The 15,019-nt window shown below is 70.4% G+C and carries 16 protein-coding genes and 1 riboswitch; of the genes, 4 read left to right on the forward strand and 12 right to left on the reverse strand.

Going from position 1 to position 15,019, the window contains the following annotated elements:
* Nucleotides 1–43 precede the first annotated feature (43 nt).
* The 5 genes from ABT297_RS26855 to ABT297_RS26875 form a co-directional block, all read right to left on the reverse strand.
* On the reverse strand, nucleotides 44–976 hold the full coding sequence (locus tag ABT297_RS26855; protein ID WP_350554483.1) for a C40 family peptidase: 933 nt from the start codon (nucleotides 974–976) through the stop codon (nucleotides 44–46).
* A 64-nt stretch (nucleotides 977–1,040) separates the two neighbouring features.
* Nucleotides 1,041–1,188: riboswitch (cyclic di-AMP (ydaO/yuaA leader) on the reverse strand.
* Nucleotides 1,189–1,415: 227 nt separating this feature from the next.
* On the reverse strand, nucleotides 1,416–1,556 hold the full coding sequence (locus ABT297_RS26860) for a hypothetical protein (protein ID WP_350554485.1): 141 nt from the start codon (nucleotides 1,554–1,556) through the stop codon (nucleotides 1,416–1,418).
* Nucleotides 1,553–2,380, reverse strand: coding sequence for a DUF5753 domain-containing protein (locus tag ABT297_RS26865; protein WP_350554487.1), 828 nt, complete (start codon nucleotides 2,378–2,380; stop codon nucleotides 1,553–1,555). The genes ABT297_RS26860 and ABT297_RS26865 overlap by 4 nt, the downstream gene beginning before the upstream one ends.
* A 267-nt stretch (nucleotides 2,381–2,647) precedes the next feature.
* On the reverse strand, nucleotides 2,648–3,370 hold the full coding sequence (locus ABT297_RS26870; protein ID WP_350554489.1) for a chromosomal replication initiator protein DnaA: 723 nt from the start codon (nucleotides 3,368–3,370) through the stop codon (nucleotides 2,648–2,650).
* Nucleotides 3,371–3,810: 440 nt separating this feature from the next.
* The gene (locus ABT297_RS26875) at nucleotides 3,811–4,452 is read right to left on the reverse strand and encodes a hypothetical protein (protein WP_350554491.1); all 642 of its coding nucleotides are present in this window, start codon (nucleotides 4,450–4,452) and stop codon (nucleotides 3,811–3,813) included.
* 101 nt (nucleotides 4,453–4,553) lie between these two features.
* Here ABT297_RS26875 and ABT297_RS26880 point away from each other — a divergent pair, with 101 nt between their 5' ends.
* On the forward strand, nucleotides 4,554–5,612 hold the full coding sequence (locus tag ABT297_RS26880) for an LLM class flavin-dependent oxidoreductase (RefSeq protein ID WP_350554492.1): 1,059 nt from the start codon (nucleotides 4,554–4,556) through the stop codon (nucleotides 5,610–5,612).
* Here ABT297_RS26880 and ABT297_RS26885 read toward each other — a convergent pair.
* The gene (locus ABT297_RS26885) at nucleotides 5,578–6,312 is read right to left on the reverse strand and encodes a M50 family metallopeptidase (RefSeq protein ID WP_350554494.1); all 735 of its coding nucleotides are present in this window, start codon (nucleotides 6,310–6,312) and stop codon (nucleotides 5,578–5,580) included. The two genes, ABT297_RS26880 and ABT297_RS26885, sit on opposite strands and share 35 nt — an antisense overlap.
* A 171-nt stretch (nucleotides 6,313–6,483) precedes the next feature.
* Here ABT297_RS26885 and ABT297_RS26890 point away from each other — a divergent pair, with 171 nt between their 5' ends.
* Together ABT297_RS26890 and ABT297_RS26895 are read left to right on the forward strand one after the other, a co-directional pair.
* Nucleotides 6,484–8,073 (forward strand): serine/threonine-protein kinase, encoded by a 1,590-nt coding sequence (locus ABT297_RS26890; protein ID WP_350554496.1) that lies wholly within the window; start codon nucleotides 6,484–6,486, stop codon nucleotides 8,071–8,073.
* Between the two features lie 58 nt (nucleotides 8,074–8,131).
* On the forward strand, nucleotides 8,132–8,491 hold the full coding sequence (locus ABT297_RS26895; protein ID WP_350554498.1) for a DUF1801 domain-containing protein: 360 nt from the start codon (nucleotides 8,132–8,134) through the stop codon (nucleotides 8,489–8,491).
* Between the two features lie 37 nt (nucleotides 8,492–8,528).
* On the opposite strand, the gene ABT297_RS26900 is transcribed toward ABT297_RS26895, so the two are convergent.
* The 6 genes from ABT297_RS26900 to ABT297_RS26925 all read right to left on the reverse strand — a co-directional run bounded on the left by ABT297_RS26900 (nucleotide 8,529) and on the right by ABT297_RS26925 (nucleotide 13,460).
* Nucleotides 8,529–9,293 carry an FAD:protein FMN transferase gene (locus ABT297_RS26900; RefSeq protein WP_350554499.1) on the reverse strand — a complete coding sequence of 255 codons (765 nt, stop codon included), beginning with the start codon at nucleotides 9,291–9,293 and terminating at the stop codon, nucleotides 8,529–8,531.
* Nucleotides 9,294–9,350: 57 nt separating this feature from the next.
* The gene (locus tag ABT297_RS26905) at nucleotides 9,351–9,941 is read right to left on the reverse strand and encodes an FMN-binding protein (RefSeq protein WP_350554501.1); all 591 of its coding nucleotides are present in this window, start codon (nucleotides 9,939–9,941) and stop codon (nucleotides 9,351–9,353) included.
* A gap of 28 nt (nucleotides 9,942–9,969) precedes the next feature.
* Nucleotides 9,970–11,349 (reverse strand): ferredoxin reductase family protein, encoded by a 1,380-nt coding sequence (locus ABT297_RS26910; RefSeq protein WP_350554503.1) that lies wholly within the window; start codon nucleotides 11,347–11,349, stop codon nucleotides 9,970–9,972.
* Nucleotides 11,350–11,711: 362 nt separating this feature from the next.
* Nucleotides 11,712–12,188, reverse strand: a complete 477-nt coding sequence (locus ABT297_RS26915; protein WP_350554505.1) for a GNAT family N-acetyltransferase — start codon at nucleotides 12,186–12,188, stop codon at nucleotides 11,712–11,714.
* Nucleotides 12,189–12,330: 142 nt separating this feature from the next.
* Nucleotides 12,331–13,029: a DsbA family oxidoreductase gene (locus ABT297_RS26920; RefSeq protein WP_350554507.1), complete on the reverse strand. Its 699-nt coding sequence runs from the start codon at nucleotides 13,027–13,029 to the stop codon at nucleotides 12,331–12,333.
* Nucleotides 13,030–13,154: 125 nt separating this feature from the next.
* Nucleotides 13,155–13,460, reverse strand: coding sequence for a hypothetical protein (locus ABT297_RS26925; protein WP_350554510.1), 306 nt, complete (start codon nucleotides 13,458–13,460; stop codon nucleotides 13,155–13,157).
* Between the two features lie 991 nt (nucleotides 13,461–14,451).
* On the opposite strand from ABT297_RS26925, the gene ABT297_RS26930 reads away from it, so the two are divergent.
* A complete protein-coding gene (locus tag ABT297_RS26930; protein ID WP_350554512.1) occupies nucleotides 14,452–14,619 on the forward strand; it encodes a hypothetical protein in 168 nt (55 codons plus the stop codon).
* Nucleotides 14,620–15,019: the final 400 nt, after the last annotated feature.

The following is a 15,019-nucleotide window of genomic DNA, read 5'->3' on the forward strand; positions in this document are numbered from 1 at the left end:
AAGGGCCGCGGATCGATGCGATCCGCGGCCCCTCGTCGCCGGGTCAGGTCTTGACGCGGCCGAATCCGTAGATGCTGTCGATGTCGACCTTCGCGTATCTGACGACGTCGCCCGTGTGTGGTGCATGGATGATCGTGTTGTTGCCGACGAAGATCCCGACGTGCCCGAGTCCGTTGTAGAACACCAGGTCGCCCGGGGCCAGCGAGGACCGCGGGATGTGCGCCACGGTGTTCCACTGGCTGGCCGCGTTGTGCGGCAAGGTCACGCCCGCGGCCTTCCACGCCCCCATCGTCAGGCCGGAGCAGTCCCAGCTGCTCGGGCCCGCCGCGCCCCACTTGTAGGGCTTGCCGAGCTGGGCCTGCGCGAAGCTCACGACGGCGCCGGCGCTGCCGGAGACCGCGGGCAGGTTGCCCGGGTCCATCTTCGGCGGATTGACCTTCGTGCTGCCGGCGGCGACCGCCTTCTTCTGCAGGGCCTCGAGCTTCTTGACGTCGCCCTCGATCTTCTTGCGCTGGTTCTCGAGGTCGGCCTTCTGCGTGTTCTGCGCCGCGATGGTCTGGTCGAGCTGCTTCTTCTCGTCGTCGACCTTCGACTTGGCGGCCTTGTAGTCGTCGATCTCCTTCTGCTGCTGCCGCGTGAACTGCTGCAGCAGCGACAGCTTGTCCATCAGCGAGTCCGACGACGTCGCGTTGAGCATGATGGAGAGGCTGCGAAGGTTGCCCGACGTCTTGAACGCGGCGATCGCCACGCCCTCGACGCTGGCGTTGGCGGCAGCCATGTTGTCCTCGAGCGGCTTGAGCTTCGTCTGCAGCTCGGTCGCCTTGGTCTGGGAGGCCGCGAGATCGATATTGATCTTGTTCCACGCCTCGATGGTCGCCTCGAGATCCTTGTTCGACTTGTCGAGCTGGGCCTCGATCTCAGCGAGCGTGGGTTCGGCGTGTGCGACCGCCGCTGGCGCCAGCACGGTGAGTGACACGAGCCCGATGAACAAGGTTCGCAGCAGTGACCGACCGGCACGGTGTCCAGTGGACAAGGAAAGACCCTTCTTCACCGACCGCCTACCGGGTTAGCTGACGGGTTCGGGCTAGAAGGACGCCCTACCGCGACGTTGCGGATTCACCCCACACGAATGTTTGTGGGTCCCCGGTTCGATGCGCGCACCCAAAGGTGATCGGGTGGCGCCGAGTTCGATTCGGCGGCGCTTGCCCGGCGCCGTCCGGGGTGGACGGCGGACTGCCGAACAGGCCAGGGCCTAACTTAACGTGATCATCCGCCATGCGAAAGGCGTGCGTCCCCCTCGATATCTAATAAACCTAAAAGTCCGGATTACTGCCGGTTGGTCTTCCACATCGGACAGTGACATTTGCCGGGGGCTTGATTCGGGTGTGCCGGGCGAGGCGCGATATCGATCGCGTTCAGCGATGCCGCGCGGCCGACGTCGGCCCGCGCTCGTGGCCGACGCCGTTCGGCGGGCCGCCGCGGCCGGCCGGCGGCCCGAGCAGGCCGGTGCCGCGTTCGCTGCCCGGGGCCGCGTAGTAGCCGGCCGGCCGGCTCACTTCAGGTCGTGGGCGACCTGTCGCAGAAGGTCCAGCGTGGCTTCCTGCGACAGGGCGCGCTGGCCGAGTCGTTCGAGGATGCCGCGGTACGTCGTGATGAGCTCCGGCTCCTCCCAGAGCAACTGCTGGCGGTAGAGCACCCCGTCGTCCGCGCCGAACTCCAGCACCGTGAAGTCGCCCTCCCAGCCGGCGTGGAACCCGGCGTTGAGGGGGACGACGCGCACGTCGGTGTACGGGCGCTGGGCGAACTCGATCGTGTGCTCGAGCTGGTCGATCAGCAGCGCCTCGTCGCCGGGGGCGGGGCTTCGGCGCAGCACCGACTCGTCCAGGATCACCTGGATGTGGGGCGGCTCCTCGCGGTTGAACAACTCCTCCTGGCGGCGCATGTGGAACTCGACGCGGCGCTCGGCGAGCGGGGACTCCGCGTCGCTGGTGGCGTGGGCGTACCGCCGCGTCTGCAGCAGTGTCGGGAACATGATCGGCGAGAACTCGCCGATGCGGGTCGCCTCCGCCTCGAACCCGACGTAGGTGATCAACTGACCGAGCAGCATCGGGCGGTACTCGTCCCACCACATCCGCCGTTTCGCCGCGCGGGCCAGCTCGAGCAGCTCGTCGACCGTTCGCGGGTCGTGAACCCGGTAGTAGGCCAGCAGGCTGCGCAGGTCGCTCACCGAGATGGCGACGGTGCCGTTCTCGATACGGATGAGCTTGGACAGCGACCACTCCATCTCGGCGGCCACGAGGTCCTGGGTCAGTTCCCGCTCGCGCCGCAGCCGTCGCAGCTCGGCACGGAGGCGGCGCTTGCCCACGATAGGCCCGCTCATGGACCATCACCCCAATCGCGTACAAATGGCATCGCCCAGGTCGAGGGCTCCGCGTTTCTACCCGGATTGCGGCAGATGCACCTAGCGCGTTCCGATTTCTCGTAACTGGCTACTGCGGGGCGTGCGTATCCAGGAAGATTCTCGCCATCACGGCGGCTGGATCGCCCAGGTCGGTGGAGGCACGCCTCATGGTTCCCGGCTACCCGCCGTACAACCTCCCGTCGCCGGTTGACCGGGACTTCAGGCCTCGCCGCCCCGGTGCGTCTTCTACGAGGTGACCGTGACCGGCCCGCAGCCGCCGGACGGGCCGGTTTCGATGCCGGCAGCCGCCCGCTCGACCGTGGTGAGCAGCGCCGCGCGCCCGCCGCTGCCGGCCCCGGCCGCGCCGCTGGGATGCTGCCCGGCACGCGCGGCCAGCCGCAGGCCGACCAGCACGCCCGCGGCGACGGCCAGCCCGACGACGATGACGCCGACCGCGATCCACCATGCGTTCGCCGCTGAGCGCTCGCCGGCATCATGCGTCGCCGGCGCCGCGGAAGCCTCGAGCGGCCCCGCCCACCGCGTCGACGGGATTTCGACGCGCCGGTCCTCCGGCTGCGGCAGCGGCGGCCACTCCCGCGGGTAGAGCGGTGGCAGCCAATGGTCGCCGCCGCGGTCGCCTCCGCCGCCTTTCGCGACCGGCGCGGACGCGTCCTCCTCGTCGTCCTCCGCGGGGCGCTCGGTCCACTCCGGTGATCGCGCGCGGTCCCTCGGGCGCGGCGCCTCCGGCGGCTGCGCCGGAGGGTCACCGCCAGGCGTCACGGGTGCCCACGTGGATGGGTCGGCGGAGCCTGGGTCGGCGGAGAGCGGGGTGACTGAGGACGGGGCGGCGGGCGGCGGCCAGTCGGTCGGCTCGGTGTGGGGGCGAGGCACCTCGCGCGGTGGTGGGACGTAGATTCCGTCGACCGTGTGGTCGTCGTTGCGGCGCCGATGATGCCGGCCCTCCGTCATGGCATCCCTGTCTCTCTGCTGCGAGCCCGCTGCGTCGCGCGAGGGAGAGGAAGCGCGATGCGGTCAACCTAGCACCGGAGCGCGTCGATGTGTGACCGCTTGGCTACGTACTGATCATGACGGCACTGTGCAGTATCTGACGACTACGGCAAATCGCCCGGGCCGATCGGGTCCAACGCCCTCGCGTGGGGCGTCGCCGCGGCCCAATCTCGTGCACGTCCGGCGTCGGGAGGCATCTTCTCGCCGGTCTCGCCGGTCCCGCCGGCTTCGAGCGGCACGGCCGGGTTCGCGCGGAAGCGGGCGCGCCGACCGGGGGCTGGCAGGCCGCGCCCGCTTCCGCGTTGGGGGGAGGAGTAAAGCTCACCTCCGGGGCGAGGCTCTGCCCGGAAGGCCACGAACTAGGGAGCCAGCGGTCGGAACGAGAGCTTGCTCCCCGCGGATCAAGCCACCGATCCCCACATGGCCGCGAACGCCGCCGCCTCTCCGGCCAGCCACCGCTCCACCTCGTCCGCCTTCACCGTCGGGTCTGGCCGCAGCACGTCACCGCGCCGCAGGTCGACCAGCACCGGCGTGGCGTTGGGCAGCACCGCGTCCATGTGCCGCCCCATCAGATGCAGCGTCGCCACAGCGGCCTCATCCAGCGGCGGGTCCTCGTCGAAGTGCAGCCGCACGGCCTCCCCGCGCCCGTCCGCGTATCGCAGCCCGAAGTGCGGATTGATCTTCAACGGCAGCGAGCCGATCATGCACAGCGCGTCGCGGGTCGGCGTGACCTCGACCGGCGTGGGCAGCGACTCCAGGTAGCGCAGCGCACCCGGCACCACCGACTCGTAAAGGGGCTTCCACCGGGCGTTGACCTGGTCGACGACGGTGTTGAGATAGGTGCCGCCGGTGCGGAACCGGATGTCCGCCTTCAGGGCCTTCACCAGCTGGCCGTGCGGGTTGAAGCCGTGCCCGGACTCACGCTGGCGGCGCAGGCCGCCGACGAAGCTCGCCTTGCGCGGGCCGGTGCGGCCGACATACCGGGTGAAGCTGAGCAGGGTCGCGTAGGGGACGGATCCGGTGGAGCTGAGGGGTGTGGTCACTGGCGCTCTCCTCCCAGGTCAAGAGCGTCTTTCGTACACACATTCTAATAGATTCGAGCCAGGATTCCCACCCAGTCAGCTAGTAGGTAAAGTGGGTTTCCATGACCAAGTTCCACTGGTTTCTGCCCACCACTGGCGACGGCGACCAGGTTGGGGCCGCGACCGTCACGGCCGGGGCCGCGCGGCACGATCGGGCTCCGACCGTCGGGTATCTGGCGGAGGTCGCCCGCGCCGCGGAGCGGGCCGGGTTCGAGTCGGCGCTGACGCCCGTCGGTGCCGGCTGCCTCGACCCGCTCGTCATGTGCACGGCGCTCGCGCAGCACACGAGCACGCTCAAGCTGCTGGTCGCGTTCCGCGCCGGGTTCACGCTGCCGACGGTGCTGGCGCAGCAGGCCGAGGCGTTCCAGTGGATCTCGGACGGGCGGCTCGCGCTCAACGTCGTGACCGGCGGCGACCAGGCCGAGCAGGCGTCATACGGCGACTTCGTGACCAAGGACGCCCGCTATGCCCGCACCGCTGAGTACATCGAGGTCATGCGCCGCACCTGGCGCGGCGAGCCGTTCGACTTCCAGGGCGAGCATTACCGCGTCGAGGGCGGCGGCCTGGCCCGCCCGCTCGAGCGGGTGCCGGAGATCTACTTCGGGGGCGCGTCCCCGGCCGCGGTGCGGGTCGCGGCGCGGCACGCCGACGTGTATCTGCTGTGGGGCGAGCCGCTTCCCGCGGTACAGAATCGGATAAAAGCGATAAAAGCACTAAACCCAGATCTGCGGATCGGGCTGCGGATCCACGTGATCGTCCGGGACGACGCCGACGCGGCCTGGGCGGAGGCGGACCGGCTGCTGCGGGGCATGGACCCCGAGCGCATCCGCGCGGCGCAGGAGCGGTTCGCGCGGATGGACTCGGTCGGCCAGGCGCGCATGACCGCGCTCAATCAGGGCGCCGACCTGGTCGTCGGGCCCAACCTCTGGGCCGGCGTCGGACTGGTCCGCGAGGGCGCCGGCACCGCGCTCGTCGGCAGCCCGGCCGAGATCAACGCCCGTCTGGCCGAGTACGAGGACGTGGGCGTCGACGAGTTCATCCTCTCCGGATGGCCACACCTGGAGGAGGCCGAGCGCGTCGGCGACGCTATCCGAGCAGCTCGCCGACCGGTCCCAGCATGAGTCGCACCCCGAACGCGAGGCATCCCAGCACGACGATCACGAAGAACCCGACGTAGACGATCGCGGGCACCCGGGTCAGGCGCGCGATCTGGTCGGCGTCGGAGTGGGGCGCCTGGCGCCGGAAGCGGGACTGCTGCAGCTCGAAGACCGCCCGCACGCCGCCTAGCAGCATGAACCACGCGAAGGCATACGCGAACGCGCCCTGGATTCGCGGGTCGGTGAACCAGGAGACGGCGAAGATGATCGCACCCGCCGCGACGACGGAGATCACGCCGTAGACGTTGCGGATCATGATGAGCATCAGGATCAGGAGCAGGAGCAGCAACCACAGCAGGATCGTGATCCGGCCGGCGCCGAGGATCCCCGCGGCGGCCAGCCCCAGCAGCGAGGGCGTGACGTAGCCGGCCAGCCCGGTGATCACCATGCCCAGCCCGTTCGGGCGGCCCTTCGACAGCGTCAGCCCGGACGTGTCCGAGTGCAGGCGGATGCCCGACAGCCGGCGCCCGCTCAGCACCGCCGCGAGCGCGTGCCCGCCCTCGTGCGCGATCGTCACGAAGTTGCGCATGACCTTCCACAGCGGCCGGAGCAGCACGGCGAGCAGTGCGGCGGCGGCGGTCGCGATGACCACCACGCGGTCCGGGGACGGCTGGCGGCCGAGAGCGTCGTGCAACACGTCGAACACGAATGCAGAGCCTGCCATCTCGTGTCTTGAATGAACAGCGTGGAGAGCGGGCCGCCCGGCACGAGTTGGCGGACTTCCATATCACGCGCCGCTACCTGTGCGGCTCCCGGACGCTCGAAGATCCCCCGCAGGGGGCGTAGTTCCTGGTACGGCTTGTGACCGCATCTTGCGTTCTGTACCAATACCCCGATGCGTACTCCGCCCGAAGCGCGCTACGACACGGACGGTCACCGGACGAGCGGTGACCTGACCGGATATCGCATCGACGAAGCATATGAGCTGATCGAGCCCATCGGCGGCGGTGGGACCGGCACCGTGTGGCGCGCCCGGGCCCTCGACCGCGACGAGCACGTCGCGGTGAAGCTGCTACGCGAGGACCTGATGGCCGAGCCGAAGGCCGTCGACCGGTTCGTGCAGGAGCGCGCGATCCTGCTGATGCTGCGCCACCCGCACATCGTGGGGGTCCGCGACCTCGTGACCGTCGGCCCGTCGCTCGGCCTGGTCATGGATCTCGTCGAGGGCGGCAGCCTGCGCGATCATCTGCACAGGCAGGGCACCCTACCGCCCGCCGAGGCCGCCACGCTGCTGGCCCAGGTCGCCGAGGCGCTCTCGGCCGCGCACCGCCGCGGCGTCGTGCACCGCGACCTCAAGCCCGACAACATCCTCCTCGACCGCGTCGACGGCGAGCTGCAGTGCCGCCTCACCGACTTCGGCATCGCGCGCGTGCTCGACACCCCGAGCATGACGACGCCGGGCGTCCTCGTCGGCACGGCGAACTACGTCGCCCCCGAGACGGTCTACGGCGGCCGCCCCGGGCCCGCCGCCGACATCTACGCGCTCGGCGTCGTGCTCTTCGAGCTCACCACCGGCCGGCCCGCGTACGCCGGCGGCCCCGCCTCGGCGATCCTGCGCCGCCACGTCGACGAGTCGCCGCGCCGGGTCGATGGCATGCCGGACGCGATCTGGCAGATCGTGCAGGAGTGCATGGACCGGCGCCCGGGCCGCCGCCCCGCGGCGAGGGAGCTGGCCGTGGCCCTGCGCGCGGCCGCCCGCCGCACCCGCGACGAGCCCGCGCTGCCACCCCGGCCGGTGGACGAGGGGCCGGCCAGCCCGCGACCCCCGGTGCCGCGGCCTCGCACGTCGCCGTCGCGCTCCCGGGGGACGATCCTCGGGGCGGTACTGCTCGTCCTGGCGCTGCTGGCCGTCCCCGCCTGGCGCTACGCGCACCGCGAACACGGCGCCGACCCGGCCGGGGACACGCGCGCGACGCCCGCCCCCGCGGCGCCACCACCGTCGCAGCACGCCCGCGCCGGCGCCCAGACGGGCTTCTCCAGCCGCGGTCCCGGCTCGGTGCGCGTGAGCGACAAGAGCGAAGCACCGTCCGTCCAACCCGCCGCCGACGTCGAGCGCTCCGTGGTGTTCGGCCCCTGGATCTGCGGCGACCAGTACACCTGGGGTCTCGGCCAGCTCGTCCTGGCCCAGCCCTGCTACGCCCTGGCGCCCGACGACATCCGGATGATCGGCCACATGCGCAGCATCCCCGGCGTGCAGGCCGACGTGAGCCTGTCCGTCCTCGATGCGGAGACCGGGCGGCTCGCCGACGGCCCGCACACGTGCAACGGCCTCATGTTCACCGATGCCGCCCCCAAGCGCGACTGCGGGCCATTCGAGGCTCGCCTTCCGCACGGCCATCGTTACGTCGTGGTGCAGAAGTGGTCGTACACCGGGCGTGCCCTCCTTCCCGGCGGCCAGGTCCGCGGCCAGGAGTTCGACCGGTAGTTCCAGCAGGCAGGAATTCGGGTCCGTTTCTGTCGTACCCATGTGGTGAGCTGTGGGCATGACGGGTGCCGCCCCATCGGGCTTCGAGGAGTTGCTGGAAGATCACTGTGCAAGCATCAGCGCGCTGACCCGCCACCTGCGCGACGCCATCCTGACCGCCCGCCCCGAGCTGACCGAGCGTGTGTATCGCGGCTGGCACGGCCTGGGCTTCCACCACCCGGAGCGCGGCTACATCGCAGCGGTGTTCCCGCGCGCCGACAGCGTCTCGGTGGGTTTCGAGCACGGTGCCGACCTGCCCGACCCGCACGGCCTGCTGGAGGGCACGGGCAAACGGCTGCGGTATCTGCGCTTCAAGCCGGACGAGAGCGCGCCGACGCCCGAGCATCTGGTCGAATACCTGGACCTGGCGATCGCCTGACCGCCGCGTTGGACTTCCGCGGTGGGCGGGTCGATGGTCATGAGCCGAGGGGCGGGGCCACCGGGAGGTCGTCGGAGCGGAGGGCCCGTCCGTCCTCGGTGACGACCGCGCACTCGTGGCCGGGCAGGGTGGCCAGCCAGTCGATGCCCTTGAGGCCCATGGCGAGGGCAGCGGTGGCGTATGCGTCGGCGGTGCCCAGGTCCGGGCCGACCACGGTCACCGAGCGCAGGTCCTTCGCGGGGGCGCCGGTGAAGGGGTTGAGGACGTGGAGGCCGCGCTCGTAGGTGCCGGAGGTCGCCACCGCCGTGTCCGAGACCTCCAGGACCCACGCCACCGACAGCGCCTCCCAAGGGTGGCGGATGCCGACGCGCCAGCGGGGGCGGCCGCGCGGGGCGCCGCGGACGTAGATGTCGCCGCCGGCGTTGAGGCAGTGGTTGGCGGAGCCCTCGGCGCGCAGGCGGTCGCAGGCGCGCTGGACGGCCCAGCCCTTCACGTAGCCCGACGGGTCGAGGGTGCCGCCCGCGTTGACGTCGAAGTAGCCGCCGGTCTCCGCCCACAGCTCCGCGCACCGGTCGAGCACCTCGCCCACGATCGGCGAACAGTCCTCGCGCCGCAGTTGCCCGCGGGCGAGCCGGCTGATCTCGCTCTCCGGTTTGTACGTGCTGAAGACCCCGTCCACCAGCCGCAACCAGTCGAACACCCCGTCGGCGAGGCTCTCCAGCCGGTCGATCGGCAGATCGTCGTCGAGGTCGAGGCTGACCGCCATGCCCATCACGTGCTCGACCCGCACAAGGCTGTGCACGTCACGCACCCCCGTTCCGGTATCGCTGTGCGTTGTCTCTGTGCGGCATGGGCCAGGTCAGGCCTGGGAGGCACGGTCGATGGCGGACTGGAGGGAGAGCTTGTAGCCGCTGCTGGTGTACGTCGCGCCCGTCACCGTGTCGATGTCGGCGCTCTGGGCGGCCAGGGCCTCGGCGCGCAGCCTCGGCAGGGCGCCCTTGCTGATCTGGACCGAGCGGGAGTGGTCGTTCGGGGAGTCGAGGACCTTGATGTCGGTGATCTTGCCGCCGGAGACGACGATCGAGAGTTCGACGTTGCCGTACTCGACATAGACCGGCTTGCCGTTGAACGTCCCGTCCTTCATCGTCGTGCGGCCCGCGGCGGCGGTCGTCGGCCGGGCCGCGGGCGCGGTCGTCTTGTTGCCCGCCGGCTGGGCCGCGGTCTTGGTCGCGCCCGCGGCCGGTTGGCTCGCGCCCGCCGGGGCCGCGGACGGGCCGGCGTCGGGCGGCAGCGCGTCGACCGGCGCGGGGGAGGCTTCGGGCGTCGGGCTGTTGGCCGACTGCGGCTGCATCGCCCGGTCGCTCTGCGGGCTGCTGAAGCCCGCCTTGGCGCCGACCAGCAGGACGGTGCCGGCCGCCGTGCCCATCAGGGCCATGAGAGCGCGTCGCACGCGGTACCAACTCCTCTTGGCGGATCTTCTAGAGCTCGAACGGGTCCAGATGGATCTGCCGGCGCGGGACGCGCAGCCGGCGCAGCACGTGCAGCGACTGCTCGACCAGGCCGTCGGGGCCGCAGAGGTACACGTCCCGGTCGGCGATGTCGGGGACCAGCTCGCGCATGCCGCCCGGGGTGAACAGCCGCCGCGGCTGGGGGTCGCGCCGGTCGCCGATGACGAACCACAACTGGGCGTGCCGCAGCTCGGACAGCTTCTCCAGCTCGTGGCGCAGGTGCAGGTCGTGCACCTTGTTGGCCCGGTAGATCACGACCGCCTCGGGCGGCAGCTCCTCCAGCAGCGCGCGGATCGGCGCGATGCCGCTGCCCGCCGCGATCAGCAGCGCGCGCTGCTTGACCCGGCGGCTGGCGGTGAAGTCGCCCCACGGCCCCTCGACGAAGATCCGGGTGCCGGGGCGCATCGAGCGCATCCGGTGCGTGTGGTCGCCGACGGCCTTGACGGTCAGCCGCAGCCAGCGGCCGTTGGGCGCGGCGGAGAGCGAGAACGGGTGCGCCTGCCACCACAGGCCGCGGGCCAGGAACCGCCAGCGGAAGAACTGCCCGGCGCGCGCGTCGAGGTCGTCCAGCCGGTTGCCGGTGATGTAGATGGAGACCATGCCCGGCCCCTCGGTCACCACGTCGGCGATCCGCAGCCGGTGCCGCAGGTTGAGCGCGAGCGGCCCGACGACCCGCCCCACCACGACCACGGCGATCGCCACGACGTAGAAGCCGATCCAGACGTTGCGCCCGAGCCCGGGTTTGAACAGCTCCTGCCCGTTGGAGAACTGGTGCGCGAAGCCGAGCAACAGCGCCAGATAGGCGCTCAGATGCATGAAGTACCACAGCTCATACGGCACCGCCTGGCGCAGCGCGCGGACGCTCAGCAGGCCGACGCACACCAGCATGCCGGCCGCGATGAACGCGGTGACCATGTCCTCGTACGTGGTCAGCAGCGTGCGTAGCTCGCTGACGAGCCCGACGTTGTCGGCGTACGAGTAGCCGACGGTGATGAGCGCCGCGTGCGAGAGGATCATGACGAGCACCGCGCCGCCGAGCTCGCGGTGCCACAGCCCCAGGTGCCGGGCGCCGATCCAGCGCTCCAGGATGGCCAGCCGGCTCATCAGCATGACCTGCACCAGCAGCAGATAGCCGGCGATGAGCCCGGTCACCCGCCCCGCGGCCTGCAGCAGCTCCGCGGTCGTGTCGATCGAACCGGTCTTCGTCCCCAGCCACCAGGGCAGCACCGCGAGCGCGAGGCCGCCCCAGAAGAGGGTGCGAATGAGGAACCGTCCGGCGTTGTTGTGCTCGACGGGCCGCGCCGACGGTGCCGTCAGCCGGCTCGCCACGCGCTCTCTCGGGACGGTCATGGTCGTCTCTGCATACGGTAAATGTGGTTCCACCGCCATCGGTGATACCAGTGCCAGCGCTCCGCGGGCCACGGGCTTAATCGGGACTTCAGGTTACGCACAGTTCCGCGCGGTCGAAAGGCGCCTTGCCAGGCCCCTTAACTGCAACGATGCAGTGGTTCTGGCGAATTGTCCCGATCTTGGCGGCCATGGCGCGGCGGTGGCGGCGACGGCCCTCGGCGCCGGGCCGAGCGTCTGAATCCGGCCGAGCTTCTTTAGCTCCGGCTGCATGAACTCACAAATCGGGCGCGGTGCTTCGAAGCCAACGCAACCACCCCTGAGTTGTCCGGGGGCCGCTCAGGGGTGTGGAAAGGGGATGTGGCTCAGGGCAGTTGGCGCAGGAACCGCCCGGCGGCGTCGGTCCGGTCCTGGTAGCCCAGCGCCCGGTAGAACGCGCGCGCGCCCTCCCGCGTCCGCAGGCTCGTCGCCTCGACGCTGGAGCAGCCGCGCATCAGGCCGAACGTCTCCGCCGCCGCGACCAGGCTCGTGCCGATGCCCCGGCCGCGGGCCGACTCGGCCACGGCCAGGGCCACGATGCGTAGCCAAGCCCCGTCGGTCTGGAACGACGGGATGACGTGAGCGGCGATGACGCCCAGCAGGTTGCCCCGCTCGTCCCACACGAACGCGGCGCCGTCAGGGTGCTCGCACCAGCGCTGCAGGCGCTCGGCGATGTTGGTCTCGGACTGCGGATGACCATCGCGCTCCAGCAGTCTCGCCACCTGCTCAGTGTCGTCCTGAGCCAGCCGGCGCACGCCACGGGCGACCTGCATCCGGTAGCTGTGCAGCACATCAGCGGTCATGAGTGCAGCGTAGAACCGGAGGCCGGATCCGTGCGTGCCGGAAAATGGTCACTCACGTTCACGCCGCACCCGGTGCCACTTGACTGTGCGTCCGCACGGCATAAGATTCCACGCCGCAGATGCACGTGCGGAGTCCCGGGCGTCAGATGGCGCAGGAGTCGTCGGTGCACTCGCCGGAGGAGGCGTCCGCCGACCCGGCCGGCGCGCGCAGCACTGTCAACGAGGACTGGCGCAGGGCCTGCTCGAAGACCTCCACCGGCTGCGCCCCCGACACGCCGATGCGCTGGTTGAAGACGAAGAACGGCACACCGCTGATGCCGTACGCCCGGGCCTGCGCGATGTCGGCCTCGACGTCCGCGGCGTAGGAGCCGTCGGCCAGCGCCTGCTTCGCCGCCACCTCGTCCAGACCCGTGGCCCCGGCCAGCGCGGCGAGCGTCGCGTGGTCGCTGACGTCGGCGCCCTCCGTGAAGTACGCCTGCATCAGCCGCTCCTTCAGCTCGGCCTGCCGGCCGTGCGCCTTGGCGAGATGCAGCAGGCGGTGCGCGTCGAGCGTGTTGGTGGTGCGGGCCCGGTCGAAGTCGAACGCGAGCCCCTCCTCCGCGGCGACGCCCGTCACGTGGGCGAACATGCCGCGCACCTGGGCCGGGGACAGTCCCTTGCGGACGGCGATCGACTCGATGAGCGGGCGCGGGTCGCCGACGGGGGTGGAGGGGTCGAGCTGGAAGCTGCGCCACTGGATGGAGACGTCGCCCTCGAAGCCCGCGAGCGCCCGCTCGAGGCGCCGCTTGCCGATGTAGCACCACGGGCAGACGATGTCGGACCAGACCTCGATCTCGATCATGCGCGCTCCTTATCACTTATCTGCGGCGACAGCGTTCTTTCCAGCCGACGGTTGACGGTTCAACAATACCCGGCGGCGTCGTGCGGGGACGATCCATCCCCGCACGACGGGCCGTGCCCGGGCGCTCACCAATCGGAGTTGGTCGCCCCGGTGCCCAGGATCACCTGGTCGAAGGAGTTGCCGTCGCTGTCGTCGGTGTACGCCACGCAGACCTCGCCCCAGTTGGACACGGCCACGCCGATCTGCTCCTGGCGACCCGTGGCCGTCCGGCTCAGCACCTGGGCGGGCAGCCGTCCCGCGCCGGTGCCGTCGGCGTTGAACCCGCGCACCCACACGTCGGGGTCCGCGCCGCCGACCGACCAGCCCACAACGGTGTTCGTCTGGCCGTCGATGCCGATCGCCGGGGACGTGCCGCCGTCGGCGACGAGCACCTCGGCGCCGCGGGCGCGCCGTTGGGGATCGCGGTGTTCCTGAACGCCTGCCCGCCGAAGGCGCGGGCCACCATGCGGGCCGTCCTTGTCGCCGTTGCAGCCGCCCCACTCAAGCGCCGCGGCGTGGGACGCGTCCCGGCGGTGTAAAGAATGGCTGCTATCACAGCCCTTTCTTACACGGCCGGCGGCGGCTACTGGGGAGGTGCGCGTCAATGGCCCCGACCGCCACCACTACCGCTGTCCGACGCGGACTATGTGGGTATGCGCGACCTCGGTGTCGAGTACCAGGCGAGGAATCCGCGGTCACTGGCGTGACGAGCGTCGCCGGATCAGGCGGGCACTGAGATCTCGGAGCGGTTCGTCCGCAGGTCGTGCAGGCACAGGACGAGACACCCGACCCGCGGCCCGTTCGATCAGGGCCTGCGCGCGCGACCGAGTCACCGTCGAGTATTCCCCCGTCCCGGAGGAAAGAGGTGGCACTGCTCGCCAGCTCGCATGCGGCTAGAGACCTTTGGTTCGAGGACTCCGACGTCAGTGGTGGGTTGGGCGGTCGTGATGCGTTCGATGCTGTGGTGGGGTCAGGCGGGCCAGGTCACGCGGCGGGGTCTAGTCCGGCGTGGACGATACGTTGGTCGACTGTGTGGTGGATGGTGCGGAGCGCGACACGAAGTTCGGGTAGGTGGGAACCGCACCACCGGGATGCGGTTGGCCTCGGCGAAGGACCGCATGGCATCACGAAACCAGCCACTGATCTGCTCGTCGTTGACCATCGCCACACGCTCGTCCATGACCGCTCCTGTCGCACAGATGGTGATAGATGTGATTCGACCGGCGTGAGGGTAGGGGGCCAGCCCAGTCGCCCGTCTGCGAGGTCGGAGGCGGAGCCTCCCTGGGTGGCTGGTGTTCAACGATGGTCGCTACCGGCGGGTCATCGGGGTAGGGCTATTTCAGGGAGTTTGCTGGGATTGGCGTTGGGTAGGCACCCCGGCAGGTGGACCTGCTGGGTCCGGTCATCCGGTTCGGCGGCGAGACCCTCTCGGGGAACTCGATCTTCGCCTTCCCGCGCGAACGGCTGCTTACGGTAGCGGGTGCGCTGGCCAGGGGAGACGCGGCGGTGCCCATTACGCTGCGCTACCGACTGTCAACCTTGCACAAGTGATGGTGCGCCCGGTAGGACTCGAACCTACGACCTTGGGATTAGAAGAAGCTCACCGATGCAAGCTCGGACGCCTCCGCCGCAGCTCAGCGTGTCGGAGAACGTCGGCTGACGTAGGCGGCAACCGGTGGCCTTGGCTGTACGACTGGCTGTACAGCCAAGGCCACCGTTCACGCAGAGTTGGACGCTCGACGTGCCCTGGCCCTGGCCTTGTACGTCCACCGCCGCCGTGACAGCCTTTGCCTAGCATTCGTTACGTGAGTGTGACGGTTAGGTGGAGCAGGGAGCGAGAGATCGTCGTTCACGAAGCGGGGCATGCGGCGTTTGCCGTATTGATCTCCAGGCCGTTCTTGTACGCAACCGCGGTTCCGACGCCCCGAATGCGTGAGCTCGGGCTCGAAGG

It is taken from the genome of Dactylosporangium sp. NPDC000555, assembly GCF_040300025.1.
Lineage (GTDB): Bacteria > Actinomycetota > Actinomycetes > Mycobacteriales > Micromonosporaceae > Dactylosporangium.